General features: G+C 73.1%; 13 protein-coding genes. 3 read left to right on the forward strand and 10 right to left on the reverse strand.

What is annotated here, in order from left to right:
• Positions 1–17 precede the first annotated feature (17 nt).
• A complete protein-coding gene (locus tag AB0H82_RS16000) occupies positions 18–371 on the reverse strand; it encodes a gas vesicle protein (RefSeq protein ID WP_362992990.1) in 354 nt (117 codons plus the stop codon).
• A gap of 78 nt (positions 372–449) precedes the next feature.
• Positions 450–1,409, reverse strand: coding sequence for a non-homologous end-joining DNA ligase (gene ligD / locus AB0H82_RS16005; protein WP_362992992.1), 960 nt, complete (start codon positions 1,407–1,409; stop codon positions 450–452).
• A gap of 534 nt (positions 1,410–1,943) precedes the next feature.
• On the opposite strand from ligD, the gene AB0H82_RS16010 reads away from it, so the two are divergent.
• On the forward strand, positions 1,944–2,936 hold the full coding sequence (locus tag AB0H82_RS16010) for a TIGR03557 family F420-dependent LLM class oxidoreductase (protein WP_362992994.1): 993 nt from the start codon (positions 1,944–1,946) through the stop codon (positions 2,934–2,936).
• A 73-nt stretch (positions 2,937–3,009) separates the two neighbouring features.
• On the forward strand, positions 3,010–4,107 hold the full coding sequence (locus tag AB0H82_RS16015; RefSeq protein WP_362992996.1) for an enolase C-terminal domain-like protein: 1,098 nt from the start codon (positions 3,010–3,012) through the stop codon (positions 4,105–4,107).
• A gap of 76 nt (positions 4,108–4,183) precedes the next feature.
• On the opposite strand, the gene AB0H82_RS16020 is transcribed toward AB0H82_RS16015, so the two are convergent.
• Positions 4,184–4,612: a phage holin family protein gene (locus tag AB0H82_RS16020; RefSeq protein WP_362992998.1), complete on the reverse strand. Its 429-nt coding sequence runs from the start codon at positions 4,610–4,612 to the stop codon at positions 4,184–4,186.
• Positions 4,613–4,982: 370 nt separating this feature from the next.
• On the opposite strand from AB0H82_RS16020, the gene AB0H82_RS16025 reads away from it, so the two are divergent.
• On the forward strand, positions 4,983–5,339 hold the full coding sequence (locus AB0H82_RS16025; protein WP_362993000.1) for a VOC family protein: 357 nt from the start codon (positions 4,983–4,985) through the stop codon (positions 5,337–5,339).
• A 22-nt stretch (positions 5,340–5,361) separates the two neighbouring features.
• Here the strand turns inward: AB0H82_RS16025 and AB0H82_RS16030 are convergent, their stop codons facing one another.
• The 7 genes from AB0H82_RS16030 to AB0H82_RS16060 form a co-directional block, all read right to left on the reverse strand.
• On the reverse strand, positions 5,362–7,341 hold the full coding sequence (locus AB0H82_RS16030) for a DUF5107 domain-containing protein (protein ID WP_362993002.1): 1,980 nt from the start codon (positions 7,339–7,341) through the stop codon (positions 5,362–5,364).
• Between the two features lie 61 nt (positions 7,342–7,402).
• On the reverse strand, positions 7,403–8,299 hold the full coding sequence (locus tag AB0H82_RS16035; RefSeq protein WP_362993004.1) for an arginase family protein: 897 nt from the start codon (positions 8,297–8,299) through the stop codon (positions 7,403–7,405).
• 90 nt (positions 8,300–8,389) lie between these two features.
• Positions 8,390–8,986 carry a GNAT family protein gene (locus tag AB0H82_RS16040; RefSeq protein ID WP_362993006.1) on the reverse strand — a complete coding sequence of 199 codons (597 nt, stop codon included), beginning with the start codon at positions 8,984–8,986 and terminating at the stop codon, positions 8,390–8,392.
• A 32-nt stretch (positions 8,987–9,018) separates the two neighbouring features.
• Complete coding sequence (locus tag AB0H82_RS16045; RefSeq protein ID WP_362993007.1) at positions 9,019–9,264, reverse strand: DUF1049 domain-containing protein; 246 nt, start codon at positions 9,262–9,264, stop codon at positions 9,019–9,021.
• 163 nt (positions 9,265–9,427) lie between these two features.
• Positions 9,428–11,194, reverse strand: coding sequence for a CocE/NonD family hydrolase (locus AB0H82_RS16050; RefSeq protein ID WP_362993009.1), 1,767 nt, complete (start codon positions 11,192–11,194; stop codon positions 9,428–9,430).
• A 163-nt stretch (positions 11,195–11,357) separates the two neighbouring features.
• Positions 11,358–12,302, reverse strand: a complete 945-nt coding sequence (locus AB0H82_RS16055) for an LD-carboxypeptidase (protein WP_362993011.1) — start codon at positions 12,300–12,302, stop codon at positions 11,358–11,360.
• Positions 12,299–14,290 (reverse strand): prolyl oligopeptidase family serine peptidase, encoded by a 1,992-nt coding sequence (locus AB0H82_RS16060; protein WP_362993013.1) that lies wholly within the window; start codon positions 14,288–14,290, stop codon positions 12,299–12,301. Before AB0H82_RS16060 ends, AB0H82_RS16055 begins: the two co-directional genes overlap by 4 nt.
• Positions 14,291–14,308 lie beyond the last annotated feature (18 nt).

Consider the following 14,308-nt stretch of genomic DNA (forward strand, 5'->3'; position numbering starts at 1 on the left):
TGTCCGGTCTTCCCGGCCTAGTGGCCGCCGGTCCCGCGGGGTTCCGAGCGTCCGCGCTCGTAACGCCGGAGCCGTCGGTAGCCCGTCAGCTCGCCCTGCGGGTCCAGCTGCACCTCGTAGCTCGCGAGGAGGCTCATCGTGTCGGGGACACGGGAGAGTTCGAGGACCTCGATCTCCAACACCCAGCCGTCCTCGGTGCGTTCGAAGGACGACACGGATTCGGGCGTCATGCCGGTCAGCTCGGCGAGCTGTTCCCTGGCGTGGCGGAGCACCGCCAGGGGGCCGGGGAGCGACGGCTCTTCATGAGACGTCTTTTCAGCCGATGTCTTGCTGTCTACGTTCTCTGTCGTCTTACGTGACGTATTGGCCATGTTCACCTCCTTCACCGGGTTACCCGAAGAGCCTTGGCCAAACGTGATCGCTACGTGTCCGGTCAGGGCGCCGGGAGTTCAGCCGCGCAGTGCGCGGAGCTTGCGGCGGGCGGGGCCGAGCGCGCGTCCGGAGCGCAGGACACCGGCCCACGGGTCGGTGCGGGCCTGTTCCACGGCGTTGTCGATGGTCCAGCTCCTGGCGTGCACCGCGGGGTCGTCGAGCTGCTCCCAGGCGATGGGCACGGCCACCGGGGCCCCGGACTTGGCCCGCACCGAGAACGGCGCCACCGCCGTCTGGGCGTACCCGTTGCGCTGCACGTCGAGGTAGAGCCGGTCGCCGCGCTCCTTCTTGCGGGCGGCCGTGGTGAGCCGCTCCGGATGGGCTTCGGCGAGGGTGTCGGCGACGTCCTTGGCGAAGGACCGCGCGTCGTCGAAGTCGTGGTGGCCGTTGAGCGGCACGATGACGTGCAGTCCGCGCGAGCCTGTCGTCATCAGCACGGACGGCAGGCTCATGTGGTCGAGCAGCTCGCCGAGGAGACGGGCGGCGTCGCGCACCGCGCCGAAGTCGTCCCCGGCGGGGTCGAGGTCGAAGACGATCCGGTCGGGCCGGTCGATCCGGGAGGTGCGGGAGAGCCAGCGGTGCAGGGTGACGCAGGCCTGGTCGGCGAGGAAGAGCAGGGTCGCCGTGTCGTCGCACACGGTGTGGGTGACGGTGCCGCCCTCTTTGGCCACCTCGGCGCGGGTGATCCAGTCCGGGTAGTGGTCCGGGGTGTCCTTCTGCATGAACTGGGGGCCGTCGACACCGTCCGGGTGGCGCTCCAGCATCAGCGGCCGGTCGCGCAGGTGGGGCAGCATGAAGGGGGCGACGGCCCGGTAGTAGTCGAAGAGGTCCGCCTTCGTGTGGCCCGTGCCGCCGTGGTCCCCATCGGTGCCTCCGCCGCCCTTGCCCTTGCCGTCGAGGCCGGGGAAGAGGACTTTCTGCGGTCGGTGCAGCTCTACGGTGTGGCGGCCGGCCCGCACCGTCCGTACGTCGTTCATGGGGGTCCCTTCGGCTCGGTTCGCCAAGTGCGACGTGACCCGGCGAGTACCCAGCGTCAAGCCCGGTAGTCGCCCCCGACCGCACCGACACGGCGGTGTTCACCCTGGTCGGGAGGGGCTCACCGGACCATGCCCCGCTCCACCGGGAGCCGTGCCGCCGCCACGACCGACTCCGCGTCGATCTCCAGCGGCCGGCCGCGTCCGGCGACGAGCGGATCAGGACGTACGCCGACGACCGGACGAGGGTGCGTGTGCCGACGCAGTCCCCGTCGTCCAGAAGTACTCCGTCGGGGTGGCCTCTTGTGCCGGGTCGGCCGGGGGCGCCTCCGGTGGGTCGGGGCCGGCGCGGGCGGGCCCCCGCGTGCCCCTGCCCGGCGGACGCCAAACTCCCGCGCCGGGCCGCGTGATTCCCCCGCCGCGGACGCCGGGACAACCCCGGAGGGACGCCGCGTGGGCGCCGTTTGCCGCCCACGCACGGGGGTTACCCGCAGCCGTATTCATCCAGCTCCGCGCCCACCGGAGGTGCAACCCCCCATGCCCGAGTACGGATACTTCCTGGCGACCGAGGAGTTCGGTCCCGCCGAACTGGTCGAGCAGGCCCGGATGGCCGAACAGGCCGGGTTCCAGGCACTGTGGATCTCCGACCACTACCACCCGTGGAACGCGGCACAGGGGCAGAGCCCGTTCGTCTGGTCGGTGATCGGCGCACTCACGGAGGCGGTGTCGCTGCCCGTGGAGACCGCGGTGACCTGCCCGACCGTGCGCATGCACCCGGCGGTCGTCGCGCAGGCCGCGGCGACGAGCGCGGTGATGACGGGCGGCCGCTTCCGGCTCGGCGTCGGCACCGGCGAGGCACTCAACGAGCACATCCTGGGCGGGCCCTGGCCGCCAGCCCACATCCGCCTGGAGATGCTGGAGGAGGCCGTCCAGGTGATGCGGAACCTCTTCACCGGCGAGGAGGTCAACCATCACGGCACGCACTACACCGTCGAGAAGGCCCGCCTCTACACGGTGCCGGACGAGCCCGTGCCCATCGACGTGTCGGGCTTCGGCCCCAAGGCGACGGCGCTCGCCGCCCGTATCGGCGACGGCTTCATCACGATGACGCCCGACGAGACGCTGGTCTCCCGCTACCGCAAGGGCGGTGGCGGCGGCAAGCCGGTCAGCGGCGGCGTCAAGGTCTGCTACGGCCCCGACCGCGAGGCCGCGGTGCGCCAGGCGCGCGAACTGTGGGGCAATCAGCTGCTGCCCGGCGAGATGGGCCAACTCCTGCCGACGCCACGCCACTTCGAGCAGCTCGACCCGCTGCTCACCGACGAGATGGCCGCCTCCTCCTTCACGTGCGGAGACGACGTGGACGAACACGTCGGCGCGCTCGGCGCCTTCGCCGACGCGGGCTTCGACCGGGTGTACGTGAGCCAGATCGGCCCGGACCAGCGGGGCTTCTTCGACTTCTACCGCACGAAGGTGCTGCCGCAGCTCCAGAGCGCCCCGCCCGCCACACCCGGCGACGGCGCCATCCGATGACCCGCACGGCCCGGCACCTCGCGGGTGCCGGCGAAAGCCCCCCGCACCGACGTCACGACCCAGGACAGACCCGATGAACCACGAAGTCCCCCTCGAACGACCCGTCGTCTCCGCCTACACCGTGCCTGCCGACGCCCCGGAGGCCGACGGCACCTTCGCCTGGGACACCACGACCATCGTCGTCGCCGAGGTCAGGGCGGGCGACGCGACGGGGACCGGCTGGACCTACGCCCCCGCGACCGTGGCCGCCCTGGTCGACGAGCAACTCACCCCCGCCATCAAGGGACTCGACGCCCTCGACATTCCCGCCGCGCACGACGCGATGACCCAGGCCGTCCGCAACACCGGCCGCCCCGGCGCCGCCGGATGCGCGATCTCGGCGATCGACATCGCCCTGTGGGACCTGAAGGCCCGCCTCCTGGAGCTGCCTCTCGTACGCCTCCTCGGGGCGGCCCGCGACGAGGTCCCCGTCTACGGGAGCGGCGGCTTCACGACGTACCACGACACGCATCTGGCGGCCCAGCTGAACGGCTGGGTGCACGGCCAGCACATCCCGCGCGTCAAGATCAAGGTCGGCGAGGCCTGGGGACGGTCCGCCGCCCGCGACGTGTCCCGGGTCCGCACCGCCCGCGACGTCATCGGCCCGCAGGCCGAGCTGTACGTCGACGCGAACGGCGGCTACACGCGCAAACAGGCGGTGCGGGTGGGCCGGGTGCTCGCCGAGCACGGCGTCGGCTGGTTCGAGGAGCCGGTCTCCTCGGACGACCTGCGGGGGCTCTCCCTGGTCAGGGACGCCCTGGTGTGCGATGTGACGGCGGGCGGCTACGGCTACGACCTGCCGTACTTCGCCCGCATGATCCCCTCCGTGGACTGCCTCCAGGTGGACGCGACGCGCTGCGGCGGCATCACGGAGTGGCTGCGCGCGGCGGCCCTGGCCCAGGCGCACGGCCTGGAGGTCTCGGGCCACTGCGCGCCGCACGCGCACGCGGCGGCCGCGGCCTGCGTGCCGAACCTGCGGCACATCGAGTGGTTCCACGACCATGTGCGGATCGAGTCGATGTTCTTCGACGGGGCGCTCGACCCGACCGGGGGCGTGGTCCGCCAGGACGGCGGCGTCGGACACGGGCTTCAGCTGCGCACGGAGGACGTGGAGGAGTTCCGGGTCGCCTGAGAGCCCGCACGCCGGACCCCGTACCGGTGACTCCGCCGAGGGTCACGGAACCCGTTCGGGTTCAGGTGTCTCGGGTTCAGGTGTTTCGGCGCGGCGGGGTCTCCGGGACCGGCGGCGCGGTGGGGGGCATCGGCGGGGCGTCGGGGACGCCGGGTCCGCCGGGCGGGACGGCGCCGGGCGCTCCGGCGTCCCGGGCGGCGTCCTTGGGGGGCCGCGGCCGCGCCGCGTTCCGCAGCAGGACCGCCGCCGCGCCGAGGAGTCCCGCCACGATGAGGGCCGCCGCCCAGTCGGGCAGGCCGAGGTCGATGACGAGGCCGACGGCCAGGGCCGCCGCGGCGCCCGCGTAGAGGGCGGCGGCGCCGGACGCGGCGTACAGCGTGGCCTTGCGCCGCTGCTTCCTGGTCTGCTCGCGCAGCTCTTCCCGCAGCTCGGCGCGGATCGTCCGGACCAGTTCGTCGGTCAGGCCTTTGTCGAGGTCGGTCAGTGGTGTCTCGGGGCCAGTCATGGCGGCCGGGTACCCGCTCCCACGCCCCCGAGACACCGGAGCGCGGCCCGGCGCCGCACGTGACGCGTGACACACCATGGCCGGTTGTCCCCTAGGGTAGGCGGGGCGTGATCGTCCGGATTCGCACCCGGGAAGCACCATAGGAACCACGGAGGTATCCATGTCCTCGAAGCGACGCCGCAAGAAGAAGGCCCGCCGCAAGAACGGCGCGAACCACGGCAGCCGTCCCCAGTCCTGAGGACGGCGCACGGCGAACGGAGGGCGGCACCGCACGGTGCCGCCCTCCGACGTGCGTGGGCTGAGAGGAGTCGGGGGCCTTCTCGCCGGAGGCGGTGGCGGCCGAACGGGCAATCATGAAATCGTTCCGACCATGGAGATCCTGGGAACCACGCTGCGGATCTGCGTCGAGGATTTGGAGTCCTCGGTCGCGTTCTACGAACGGCTCGCGGGCGGCAAGGCCATGCGCTTCGAACGGGGCGGCGTCTCCGTCGCGGCGGTCGGCTGCTTCCTGTTGATGAGCGGCCCGGAGCACGAGCTGGAGGTGCTCCGCAAGGTCGCGGCGACCATCGCGGTCGAGGACGTCGACGAGGCGTACACGATCCTGACCGCCTCCGGGGCGCGGGTCGTCGCGGGCCCGGTCCCCACCCCGGCCGGCCGCAACCTCATCGCGATGCACCCGGACGGCTCCGTCTTCGAGTACGCGGACCGCCGCGTCACCGGAGGCTGACCCGTCCCCGGCACGGCGTGGCCTACGGAGTGTGGTCCGGGCGCATCCGGAAGTCGTACCGCGCCGGGACCTCCTCCCCCGTCGCCGCCGTCCACAGGTCGCCCAGCGTCTCCGCGCCCTCCCGGAGGTCCGCCGCTTCGAAGCCGGACTCGAAGACGGCACGCACGCCCGCCATGTCACCTTCGGCATGGCGGAGTTGAGCTTCCAGGAGGCGGAAGCGGCCCTCGGCGCGGGTCGCCTCGTGCAGGCGGTCCCAGACCTCGCGGGCCGCTTCCGTGCGGTGCGCGGCGAGCAGCGCGGTGATCGCCTCCCTGCCGAGCGCGGCGGTGGCCGCGGTCCAGACGGGGCCGTCGTCGCGCCGCTCCTGGCACAGGTCGTCGAAGGCGGCCGCGTACCGGTCGGCGGCCCGCTCGGTGTTGCCCTCCGCGTGGTCGGCGACGGCGAGGCAGCGCAGCAACGGCCAGCGGGAGGGGGCCAGTTCGAGGCCGCGTTCCCAGCTGCGGACGGCCTGGGCGCGGTCGCCCGCGTGCCACTGCGCGACGCCGAGGTGGTACTCGGCGACCGGCCGTGCGGGCGCGGTCTCCAGCATGTCCCGCCAGTGCCGCGCGACCAGTGTGGGCCCGGGCGGCGCGACCTTGCGCGGCTCGGGGACGGCGCCCGAGCGCAGCAGCTCCAGCCACGGCTCCTGGTCGGGTCCGAGCGTCGACTCGGGGAAGGGCGTGCCGGGCAACTTGTAACCCCCGCGCAGGACTTCGAGCGCTCCCCAGCCCGAGCCCACGGCGAGGACGTCGCCGGGCTCGGTGTCGGCGGCGGTCAGCCACGCTTCGTGGGCCGCGTCCACGGCCTCCCTCGGCAGGGCGTCGCCGAGCCGCGCGGCGACCTCGTCCCGCGCGCCCGCCCAGTCGCCGTGCACGCGGTCAGCGGACGCGGTCAGCGGCCCGTACGACTCCAGCCAGCTGAACTCGCTCTCGGCCTCCAGGCGGACGTGTTCCAGCTGGGTGCGGGCCAGGCCCGACTGGATCTCGGCGTAGCCGCCGGTGCCGGGTTCGGTGAGCCACTCCTGCCAGCGCCGTCCGCCGGTGCCCGTGCCCCAGAGGAAGAGTTTGCGGCCGCGCGGCAGGTCCGTGGAGGTCTGGACGAGCCCGTGCCCGGTGTCGTCGACCGCGGCGATCCACCGTCGCTCGCCGTCCGGCACGTCGTAGAAGTAGTCGGCGGCGTGCTCGCTGCGCAGCGGGTACGTCCGGTCGACGCCGTCGGACTCCGGCACGGGCACGCGCCGGAAGCCGCCGGTCTGGTACGCGAAGTGCCAGGCCTCGTCGGCGGGGGCGAGCACCCTGCGCTCCTCGGGCACCGCGATGTTCGACCACCAGAAGACGGGCGCGGGCCTCTCGTGCGGATTGCGGACGCGGACGCCGACGTGGAGGAAGTCGGATCCCTCGGGCAGCCACAGGTCCACCTGGAAGGGCAGGTCGCGCAGCCGCTCCCACTCCCACAGGCGCAGCATCTCGCCGCCGTCGGGGGCCCGCACCCGGGCCGCGTGCACGGGGGCGCAGGAGAGGGTGGTGTGGCCGGTGGCGCCGATGTTCCACTCGATGCCGCCGGAGATCCACGCGCCGTTGAGCGCGAACGCGGCGGGCTGCACCACCGGGTTGCGGTACAGCAGTTCGCGCCCGGTCGGCTTGTGCAGGAGCGAGTGGACGCGGCCGCCGTACCCGGGCAGGACGGTGGCGCGCAGCCGGTCGTTCTCTACCACGAGCACGTCGAGCGTCGTCTCGGTGCGCTCGCGGCCGTACCCGTCGAGGACCCGGGTGGGCAGCGGTGACCTCAGCGGCTCGTAGCCGAGTTGCCGCGCCATGTCGGGCGGCAGCCCTTCCTTGGCGCGCTCGTCGAGGGTGCGCGTGGGCCGCAGCGGCAGCAGGGGCGGCAGCGGGTTCTCGGGTCCCGTGCCCGCGGCGGGCAGGGTCAGTACGTCGCGTCGCACGGTGGTCTTCACGATCACCATGGAACACGGTCCGCGGGGCGGCGGCCAGAGGTCTTCCCGGCCGGGATCGCGCGGCGGCCGCTCAGGACGGGACGAGGGCCGACACGATCACGTCGGTGAGCAGGTCGCCCGCCTTGCCGTCCGGGTCGAGGTCCGGGTCGTAGATGGTGACGTTGAGGCCGACGCAGCGCGGTGAGCGCACGAACGGCCGGAGCAGGTCGAGGAGTTCGTCGGCGAACAGGCCGCCGGGGTCGGGGCTGTCGACGGCGGGCATCACCGACGGGTCGAGGATGTCCGCGTCCAGGTGCACCCAGAACCCGTCGAGTTCGGGTACTTCCAGGGTCTGCGTGACCGCGCGGGCGACGTTCTCCGCGCCCCACTTCCTGAGCTCGCCGACGGTCGCGTTGGCGATCTTCAGGGTGGTGAACTCGGCGCGGTCCTCGTCCCCGTCCCGCAGTCCGAAGAGGCATACGTCCTCGTCGCGCAGGTAGGGCCGCAGCCCCTCCAGGTCGGTGAGGTCCCGCTGTCCGCGGCCCGTCGCGAGGGCGAGCTCCTCGCCGCCCGCGGCGCCGATCCGGTCGGAGTTGCCGGGGTGCCGGAAGTCGGCGGAGCCGTCCAGGGCCGCGAGCCCGTAGCGCCCGATGCGGCGCAGCGCGAGGGCGGCGCCCAGCTGGATGGAGCAGTCCCCGCCGAGGACGACGACGAAGTCCTCGGCGCGCACGTGGTGTTCGATGCGGTCGGCGAGCCTGCGGGTGTACGCGGCGATGGCGTCCGCGTGGAAGACGCCGTCGCCCTCCTGCCAGTCCCCGCGGTCGTAGCGGGGTGGCACCACGACGCCGCCTTCGAAGGCCGCGAGGCGGCGCAGGAGGCCCCGCTCCCGCAGCGCGCCGGCCAGTTTGTGACAGCCGGGCACGGTGCCGGGGGCGGGCGGGCGCAGGCCCAGGTTGGAGGGGGCGTCGACGACCACGATATTCCGCATGCCGCCCATCCTCCGCGACGTGGCCCGACGCTTTCAACACTGCCGCCACCGCGGGAATTTCCGGCGAACGGGACCTGGCTCAAATGCGGTTCACGCCGGAGGGGGTGCCGCTCCCGGGCGCGGGGGAAGGCGGGAGACCGCCGAGGCACTCGGGGTGCCGGCGGTGACCGCCCAGCGTTCGTGGTCGCGCCAGGCCCCGTCGATGAAGAGGAAATCCGGCGAGAAGCCCTCGTACCGGAAGCCCGCGCGGCGGACAAGGCCGATCGAGGCCTCGTTGCCGGGCTGGATGTTGGCCTCCAGGCGGTGCAGTCCGAGGTCGCCGAAGGCGTACGCCAGGACGAGTCCGAGCCCCTCGCTCATCAGGCCCCGGCCGGCCGCGTGCGCGAAGGCGCCGTAGCCGAGGGCGCCGCTGCGGAAGGCGCCCCGGACGATGTTGTTGATGTTGATGAACCCGCCGACGGCACCGCTGTCGCGCTCGTACACCAGGAACCCGGCCCTGGCCGGATCATCGACGAGCGCCCCGGCGTACGCGCGGAAGGTGTCGTCCGTGCACGGCGGAAAGAGCCAGGGGCGGTGTAGCTCCCTGCTCTCCCTGGCGCGTGCGGTGAACTCGGGGCCGTCCTTCGATGAGAGGGGGCGTATGCCCACGCGGGGGCCCTCGGCGAGGGGCGTGCTGTGATCGGACATGCGTCCACGCTACTTCGCGGCCGCGCCCGCCCTCACCTGCGCCTTCGCATGAAGTAGGCGCCGCACAGGGCGCCGATGAGCCCCGTGCCGAGGAGGGCCGTCCACAGGGGCATGGTCACTTCGGGGACGAGCAGCCGGATCTTGGTGCTGCGGGTGTTCTCGAAGATGAAGACGAGGGTCAGGACGACGACCGCGGCGACGGCCACCCTGCCGGGTGTCAGCAGCCCGCCGCCGGGGCCGCCGCTCTTGGAGCCGCCCGTGGAGGTGTTGGGGCTCATGGTGTGGACCCTTCCGTCGGAGGTACGCCGGCCTCCCCCGCCCCCAGCATGGGCAGCCGGGGAGCGGAGCGCGCGCGGTGGGGTGCCTCCGGGGCGGGGCGGTGGGCCGTACGGGTGACGGCGACGGCGGACGGCCGCTGAGCTCACAGGGCGAAACGCTCAGTCAGTGGTCGACGACCGGCAGGTCGAGGACGCCGGTGTCGTCGGGGGCGCTGGTGACGGTCACGGGCTTGACGCCCTTGTTGCCGCCGTACGCCCCGTCGCTCGCCGCCACCACGAACTGCAACCGGTGGCCCTTCTCGTAGCGGTGCACGATGCCGGGCAGCGAGACCGTGAACGGCTTCGTGACGTCCGGCACCCGCACGGGCGCGACGAGGCGGTGGACGAGGGTTTTCCTGCCGTCGGGGGCGACGTCGTACAGCTTGGCGAAGAGGACGAGCTTGTCGGCGGCGTCCCCGGAGTGCTGCACGCGTTCGGTCCGGGGCGAGACCACCTTCAGGGTCGCCCTGGGCGCGCCGACGACGTCCACCGGGCCGGTGAAGGGCTCGGTCGTCCAGTCGAGGTAGGTGCCCCTGGTGTCGTGCGGCTGCGGGTCGGGCAGGCCGATCATCCCGGCGAGCGAGGACTCCGAGTGGCTGGTGGGGATCAGCCAGTTGCGGTACTCGCGGCTTCCTCGGGCCACCTTCTTCCGGCTGTCGACGAGCTTGCCGTCGCCGGAGAGGTAGAACGTGTCGCTGGGAGCGGGTACTTCCGGGGCGGTCGCGTAGGTGCTTTCCGGGTCGGTGATCCAGTCGCGGTAGTAGGCGAAGGCGGGACCGGTGTCGGTGTCCTTCTTCAGGTGGAGGTAGCGGTCGAACCAGGCGAGGATGCGCTTGCCGACGTACGAGGTCTCCAAGTTGCCCTGTTCGAGGTTGAGTTCACCGGAGGCGGGGTCGGTCGTGCCGCCGCTGTGTCCCCACGACTGCCAGATCATCTTGGCCGTGGTGCCCCGGTCCTTGAGTGCTTTGTACGTCGCTTCGGCCTCGTTGAGGTTGAAGAGGCTGTCGGCCTGCCCCTGCACGAGGAGCGTCGGTGCCTTCACCTTGTGCAGGTACGAGACCGGGGAGACGCCGCGCGCGAACTCCTGGAGCGCCTCGGTTCTGTCCGCCGGGTAGCGGCCGGAGTTGAGGGTGCGGATCGTCTCGCAGGCCTTGGTGACGAAGTGCAGGCAGTCGAGGCGGTTGATGCGGGAGGGGTCCAGGTCGGGGACGAGCAGCGGCTGGCCCTCGCCGATGAGGTAGAAGCCGTTCATCCACTGCCATTTGGCGGCGCCGGGGACGCGGCGGTCGGCCGCGTTGTTCGGGTCGAGGGAGTACGCGAGGTCGTTCCAGGTGATCATCGGGACGAGCGCGTCGACCCGGTGGTCCACGGCGGCGGTCGCCAGCTGCACGGCCCCGCCGTACGAGCCGCCGATCATGCCGACGCGTGGGTCGCCCGCGCCGTCGGCGGTGACGTAGTCGGCCCTGGTCCCGTCGTCGGCGGCCCGCTTGCCGCCGAGGAAGTCGATGAGCCCGGACGCCGCCCTGCCGTCGATCTCGGGGTCGTCCAGGGATATGAGGCACCCCGACCTGCCGAACCCGAGTCCGGAGTAGACGAGCGAGACGTAGCCGCGTTCGGCGAAGGCCTTTCCGGTGGCCGCGGTCCCGTCGGACTTGCTGCCGCCGAAGCCGTTGGTGGTGAGCACGGCCGGCGCGGGGTGCGCGGCGTCGACGCCGGCGGGCCGGTACAGGTCGGCGTCGATCGTGCAGCTCCTGCCGCCCGCCTGGACGGTGAACTTCAGGGCGGTGACGGTGTACTGGCCCGTGGCGCTCGCCGGGGCCGGGGCGGTGAGCGCGAGCGGCGCGGCGAGCACCGCCGCGGTGGCGAGGGTCAGGGCACGGCGACGGGACAAGGGGACCTCCACGCTGAGGACGGCCGACGACCGGCGACTACCGACCGGTAAGTACCGGCCGGAGTCATGCTGTGACACGTGTCACGTATAGGTCAATGCCTGTGACAGCGGTTTCCGTACGGAGGTTCCGCGCACGGACGCCCGGGAACGCCCTCGGCGCCCGTCAGACCAGCGCGGGCTCGTCCAGCGTCAACGTGCCCGCGTCCGCGTCGAGTTCGCCCGCCACACCGAACGGCACCGTCAGCGCCCCCTCGCAGTGTCCGAACCCGAACTCCTCGGCCACCGGCACCCCCAGCCCGCCCAGCCGGTCCGCGAAGAGCGCCCGCAGCTCGTCACGGGCCCCGCACTTCTGCCACGAGCCCAGCGCGATCCCCGCCACGCCGTCCAGCCAGCGGGCGCGCAGGAGTTGGGTGAGGATCCGGTCCAGTCGGTACGCCTCCTCACCGGTGTCCTCGATGAAGAGCAGGCCGCCGCGGGCGGAGGCCCGCGCCACGGGCGTGCCGAGGTCGGCGGCGAGCAGCGACACACAGCCGCCGAGCGTGACGCCCCCGGCCCGGCCGCCGGACAGCGGCGCCGCGTCCGGGGACGCCGTCCGGATGACCTGGGTCTCCTCCGGCGCGAACAGCGTCGCACGCAGGTGTTCCTGGGCCCGCGCGTTCTTGAGGAAGTCGGCCGTGGCGGTCATCGGGCCGTGCAGGGTGACGATGCCGAGCCGGGTGGCGAAGGCCTCGTGCAGGGCGGTGATGTCGCTGTAGCCGAGGAACACCTTGGGCCCGGTGGCCCGCGTCGCCTCCCGCAGCGCCGCCCAGTCGACGAGGTCCACCATCCGCTGGGCGCCGTACCCGCCGCGGGCGCAGAACACGGCGGCCACGGACGGGTCGCACCAGGCCCGCTCCAGGTCGCGGGCACGGTCGGCGTCCGTCCCCGCGAGGTACCAGAACTCCGGGTGCCGCTCGCGCACATGGGGCGCGACGACGGGGTCCAGGTCCCAGCCACGCAGGATGTCGAGGCCCGCTTCGAGCTGGTCGTCGGGGACGGGGCCGCTCGGCGCGACGACGGCGACCCGCGCGCCCGGGGTGAGGCGGGCCGGTCGCGCGAGAGGTATCACTTGGTGAGCTCCAGGGTGGGCACACGGCCCGCGAGGTCGATCCTGAACACCTGCGCGTACAGCGAGAGTTCGGCCTCCAGGGCGCGGACCATGGTGTCGGCGCGGCGGAAGCCGTGGCCCTCGCCCTCGAAGGCGATGTAGGCGTGCGGAACGCCGCGCCCCGCCAGCCTGGCGAGGAACCGTTCGGACTGGGCGGGCGGACAGACCACGTCGTCGAGCCCCTGGAGCAGCAGGAACGGTGTGGAGATCAGCTCGGCGTGCCGCACGGGCGAGCGCTCCGCGTACCGCCCCGGGACCTCGTCGAGCCGGCCGACGAGGGATTCCAGGTACCTCGATTCGAGGTCGTGGGTCTCCCCCGAAGCGAACGCGGCGAGGTCGAGCACGGGGTAGCTGATGGCCGCGCAGGCGTAGACGTCCGTGCTGGTCAGGGAGGTGGCGGCGGTCCAGCCGCCCGCGCTGCCGCCGCGGATCGCGAGCCGGGCCCGGTCGGCGGTGCCCTCGTCGGCGAGGCCGAGGGCGACGGCCGCGCAGTCCTCGACGTCGCCGATGCCCCACTGCTCGCGCAGCCGGTCGCGGTAGGCGCGTCCGTACCCGGTGGAGCCGCCGTAGTTGACCTCGGCGACGCCGATGCCGCGCGAGGTGAAGTAGGCGACGGCCAGGTCGAGCACGAGCGGTGAGCGGCCGGTGGGGCCGCCGTGCGCCCACACCACGTAGGGCGGCAGCTCGTCGTCGGGCGCGATGTGGCCGGGGTGGTGCGGCGGGTAGATGTGCGCGTGGATCTCGCGTCCCGCCGGGCCGTAGAAGGTGCGGATCTGCGGTTCCGGGTAGTACGTGGGGTCGACCGGGTCGTCGTGGGCCGCACCGATGACGCGGGCGTGGCCGGTGCAGGTGTCCAGCTCCACGACCTCGTACGCGCTGCGGGGGCTCGCGGCGACGCCGATCACGCGTGTTCCGTGCGCGGCGACGGTGGAGGCCCACTCCGTCCAGGGGCCCGCCGAGTCGACGACCTCGCCGGTCTCGGGGTCGAGTATGCCGAGTGCGGTGGCGCCCTTGCCGTGCACGACGGCGATCAGTCCGCTCTCCAGCGGGGCGAACCAGTTCAGGCCGATCTGCCACAGGGGTCCCGCGAACTCCTCCTCGCGGGGGCAGAGCGGCCGGACGTGACCGGCCTCGGCGTCGGGGTCGGCCCGGTACAGGTTCCACCAGCCGGTGCGGTCGCTGGAGAACAGCAGCCGTCCGTCGTGGGCCCATTCGACCTGCACGACGGACTCGTCGGGGCCGCCCGCGAAGGTCCGCGCCGGGCCGAAGGTGCCGTCGTCGCGCACGTCGGCGAGCGTCAGCTCCGTGCCGTCCCACGGCATGCGGGGGTGGTCCCAGGCGATCCAGGCGGCGTGGGTGCCGTCGGGCGACAGGCGGGGCCCGGTGACGAACCGGTGCCTGCCGTCGGACAGTTCGCGCACGGCGCCGCGGTCCCCGGCCGCCGACCCGTCGAGCGGCACGGCCGCGATGACGCGCCGCACGTCGGTGGGCGCGTCGCCGGTGAACTCCTCCAGGACGCACCAGACTTCGCCGCGGCCGGGGTGGAGCACCGGGTCGGCCCAGCGCAGTCCGCCGCCGACGGCCGAGACCGGGGTCAGGGGTCTCGGTTCGGCGTCGGGGGCGTCGGGCTCGTACGCGTACAGGCGCTGGTCGGCGAAGTCGACGAAGACCACAAGGGGACCCTCGGGGCGCTCGGCGCCGGCCCAGGGGCGGCCGCCGTACTCGACGACGCGGCTGCGCACGTTCCACGGCAGGGGGAGCACCGTGCGCTCCTCGCCGTCGGGCAGCCGCCGCACAAGGGCGCGCCTGCCCGCCTCGGTGGGGCGGGGTTCGGTCCACCAGGTCTCGGCGCCGACGAAGCCCACGTACCCCGGGGCGCCGTCGTGAGCGGCGGCGAGCTCGGCGTCGATCGGCGACGGCCATGATCCGTACGGCCGGGTCTGCGTCATGTCCTTCTCTTCCCCCAT

Origin of the sequence: Streptomyces sp. NPDC050732, assembly GCF_040654255.1 — a bacterium.
In the GTDB taxonomy this organism is placed as follows: Bacteria; Actinomycetota; Actinomycetes; order Streptomycetales; family Streptomycetaceae; genus Streptomyces.

What these genes read in the sequence shown, in the direction of transcription:
- AB0H82_RS16030 (WP_362993002.1), bottom strand. Translation starts at nt 7,341, where the DNA reads ATGGTGATCGTGAAGACCACCGTGCGACGCGACGTACTGACCCTGCCC.
- AB0H82_RS16015 (WP_362992996.1), top strand. Translation starts at nt 3,010, where the DNA reads ATGAACCACGAAGTCCCCCTCGAACGACCCGTCGTCTCCGCCTACACC.
- AB0H82_RS16010 (WP_362992994.1), top strand. Translation starts at nt 1,944, where the DNA reads ATGCCCGAGTACGGATACTTCCTGGCGACCGAGGAGTTCGGTCCCGCC.
- AB0H82_RS16040 (WP_362993006.1), bottom strand. Translation starts at nt 8,986, where the DNA reads ATGTCCGATCACAGCACGCCCCTCGCCGAGGGCCCCCGCGTGGGCATA.
- AB0H82_RS16045 (WP_362993007.1), bottom strand. Translation starts at nt 9,264, where the DNA reads ATGAGCCCCAACACCTCCACGGGCGGCTCCAAGAGCGGCGGCCCCGGC.
- ligD (WP_362992992.1), bottom strand. Translation starts at nt 1,409, where the DNA reads ATGAACGACGTACGGACGGTGCGGGCCGGCCGCCACACCGTAGAGCTG.
- AB0H82_RS16060 (WP_362993013.1), bottom strand. Translation starts at nt 14,290, where the DNA reads ATGACGCAGACCCGGCCGTACGGATCATGGCCGTCGCCGATCGACGCC.
- AB0H82_RS16020 (WP_362992998.1), bottom strand. Translation starts at nt 4,612, where the DNA reads ATGACTGGCCCCGAGACACCACTGACCGACCTCGACAAAGGCCTGACC.
- AB0H82_RS16000 (WP_362992990.1), bottom strand. Translation starts at nt 371, where the DNA reads ATGGCCAATACGTCACGTAAGACGACAGAGAACGTAGACAGCAAGACA.
- AB0H82_RS16035 (WP_362993004.1), bottom strand. Translation starts at nt 8,299, where the DNA reads ATGCGGAATATCGTGGTCGTCGACGCCCCCTCCAACCTGGGCCTGCGC.
- AB0H82_RS16025 (WP_362993000.1), top strand. Translation starts at nt 4,983, where the DNA reads ATGGAGATCCTGGGAACCACGCTGCGGATCTGCGTCGAGGATTTGGAG.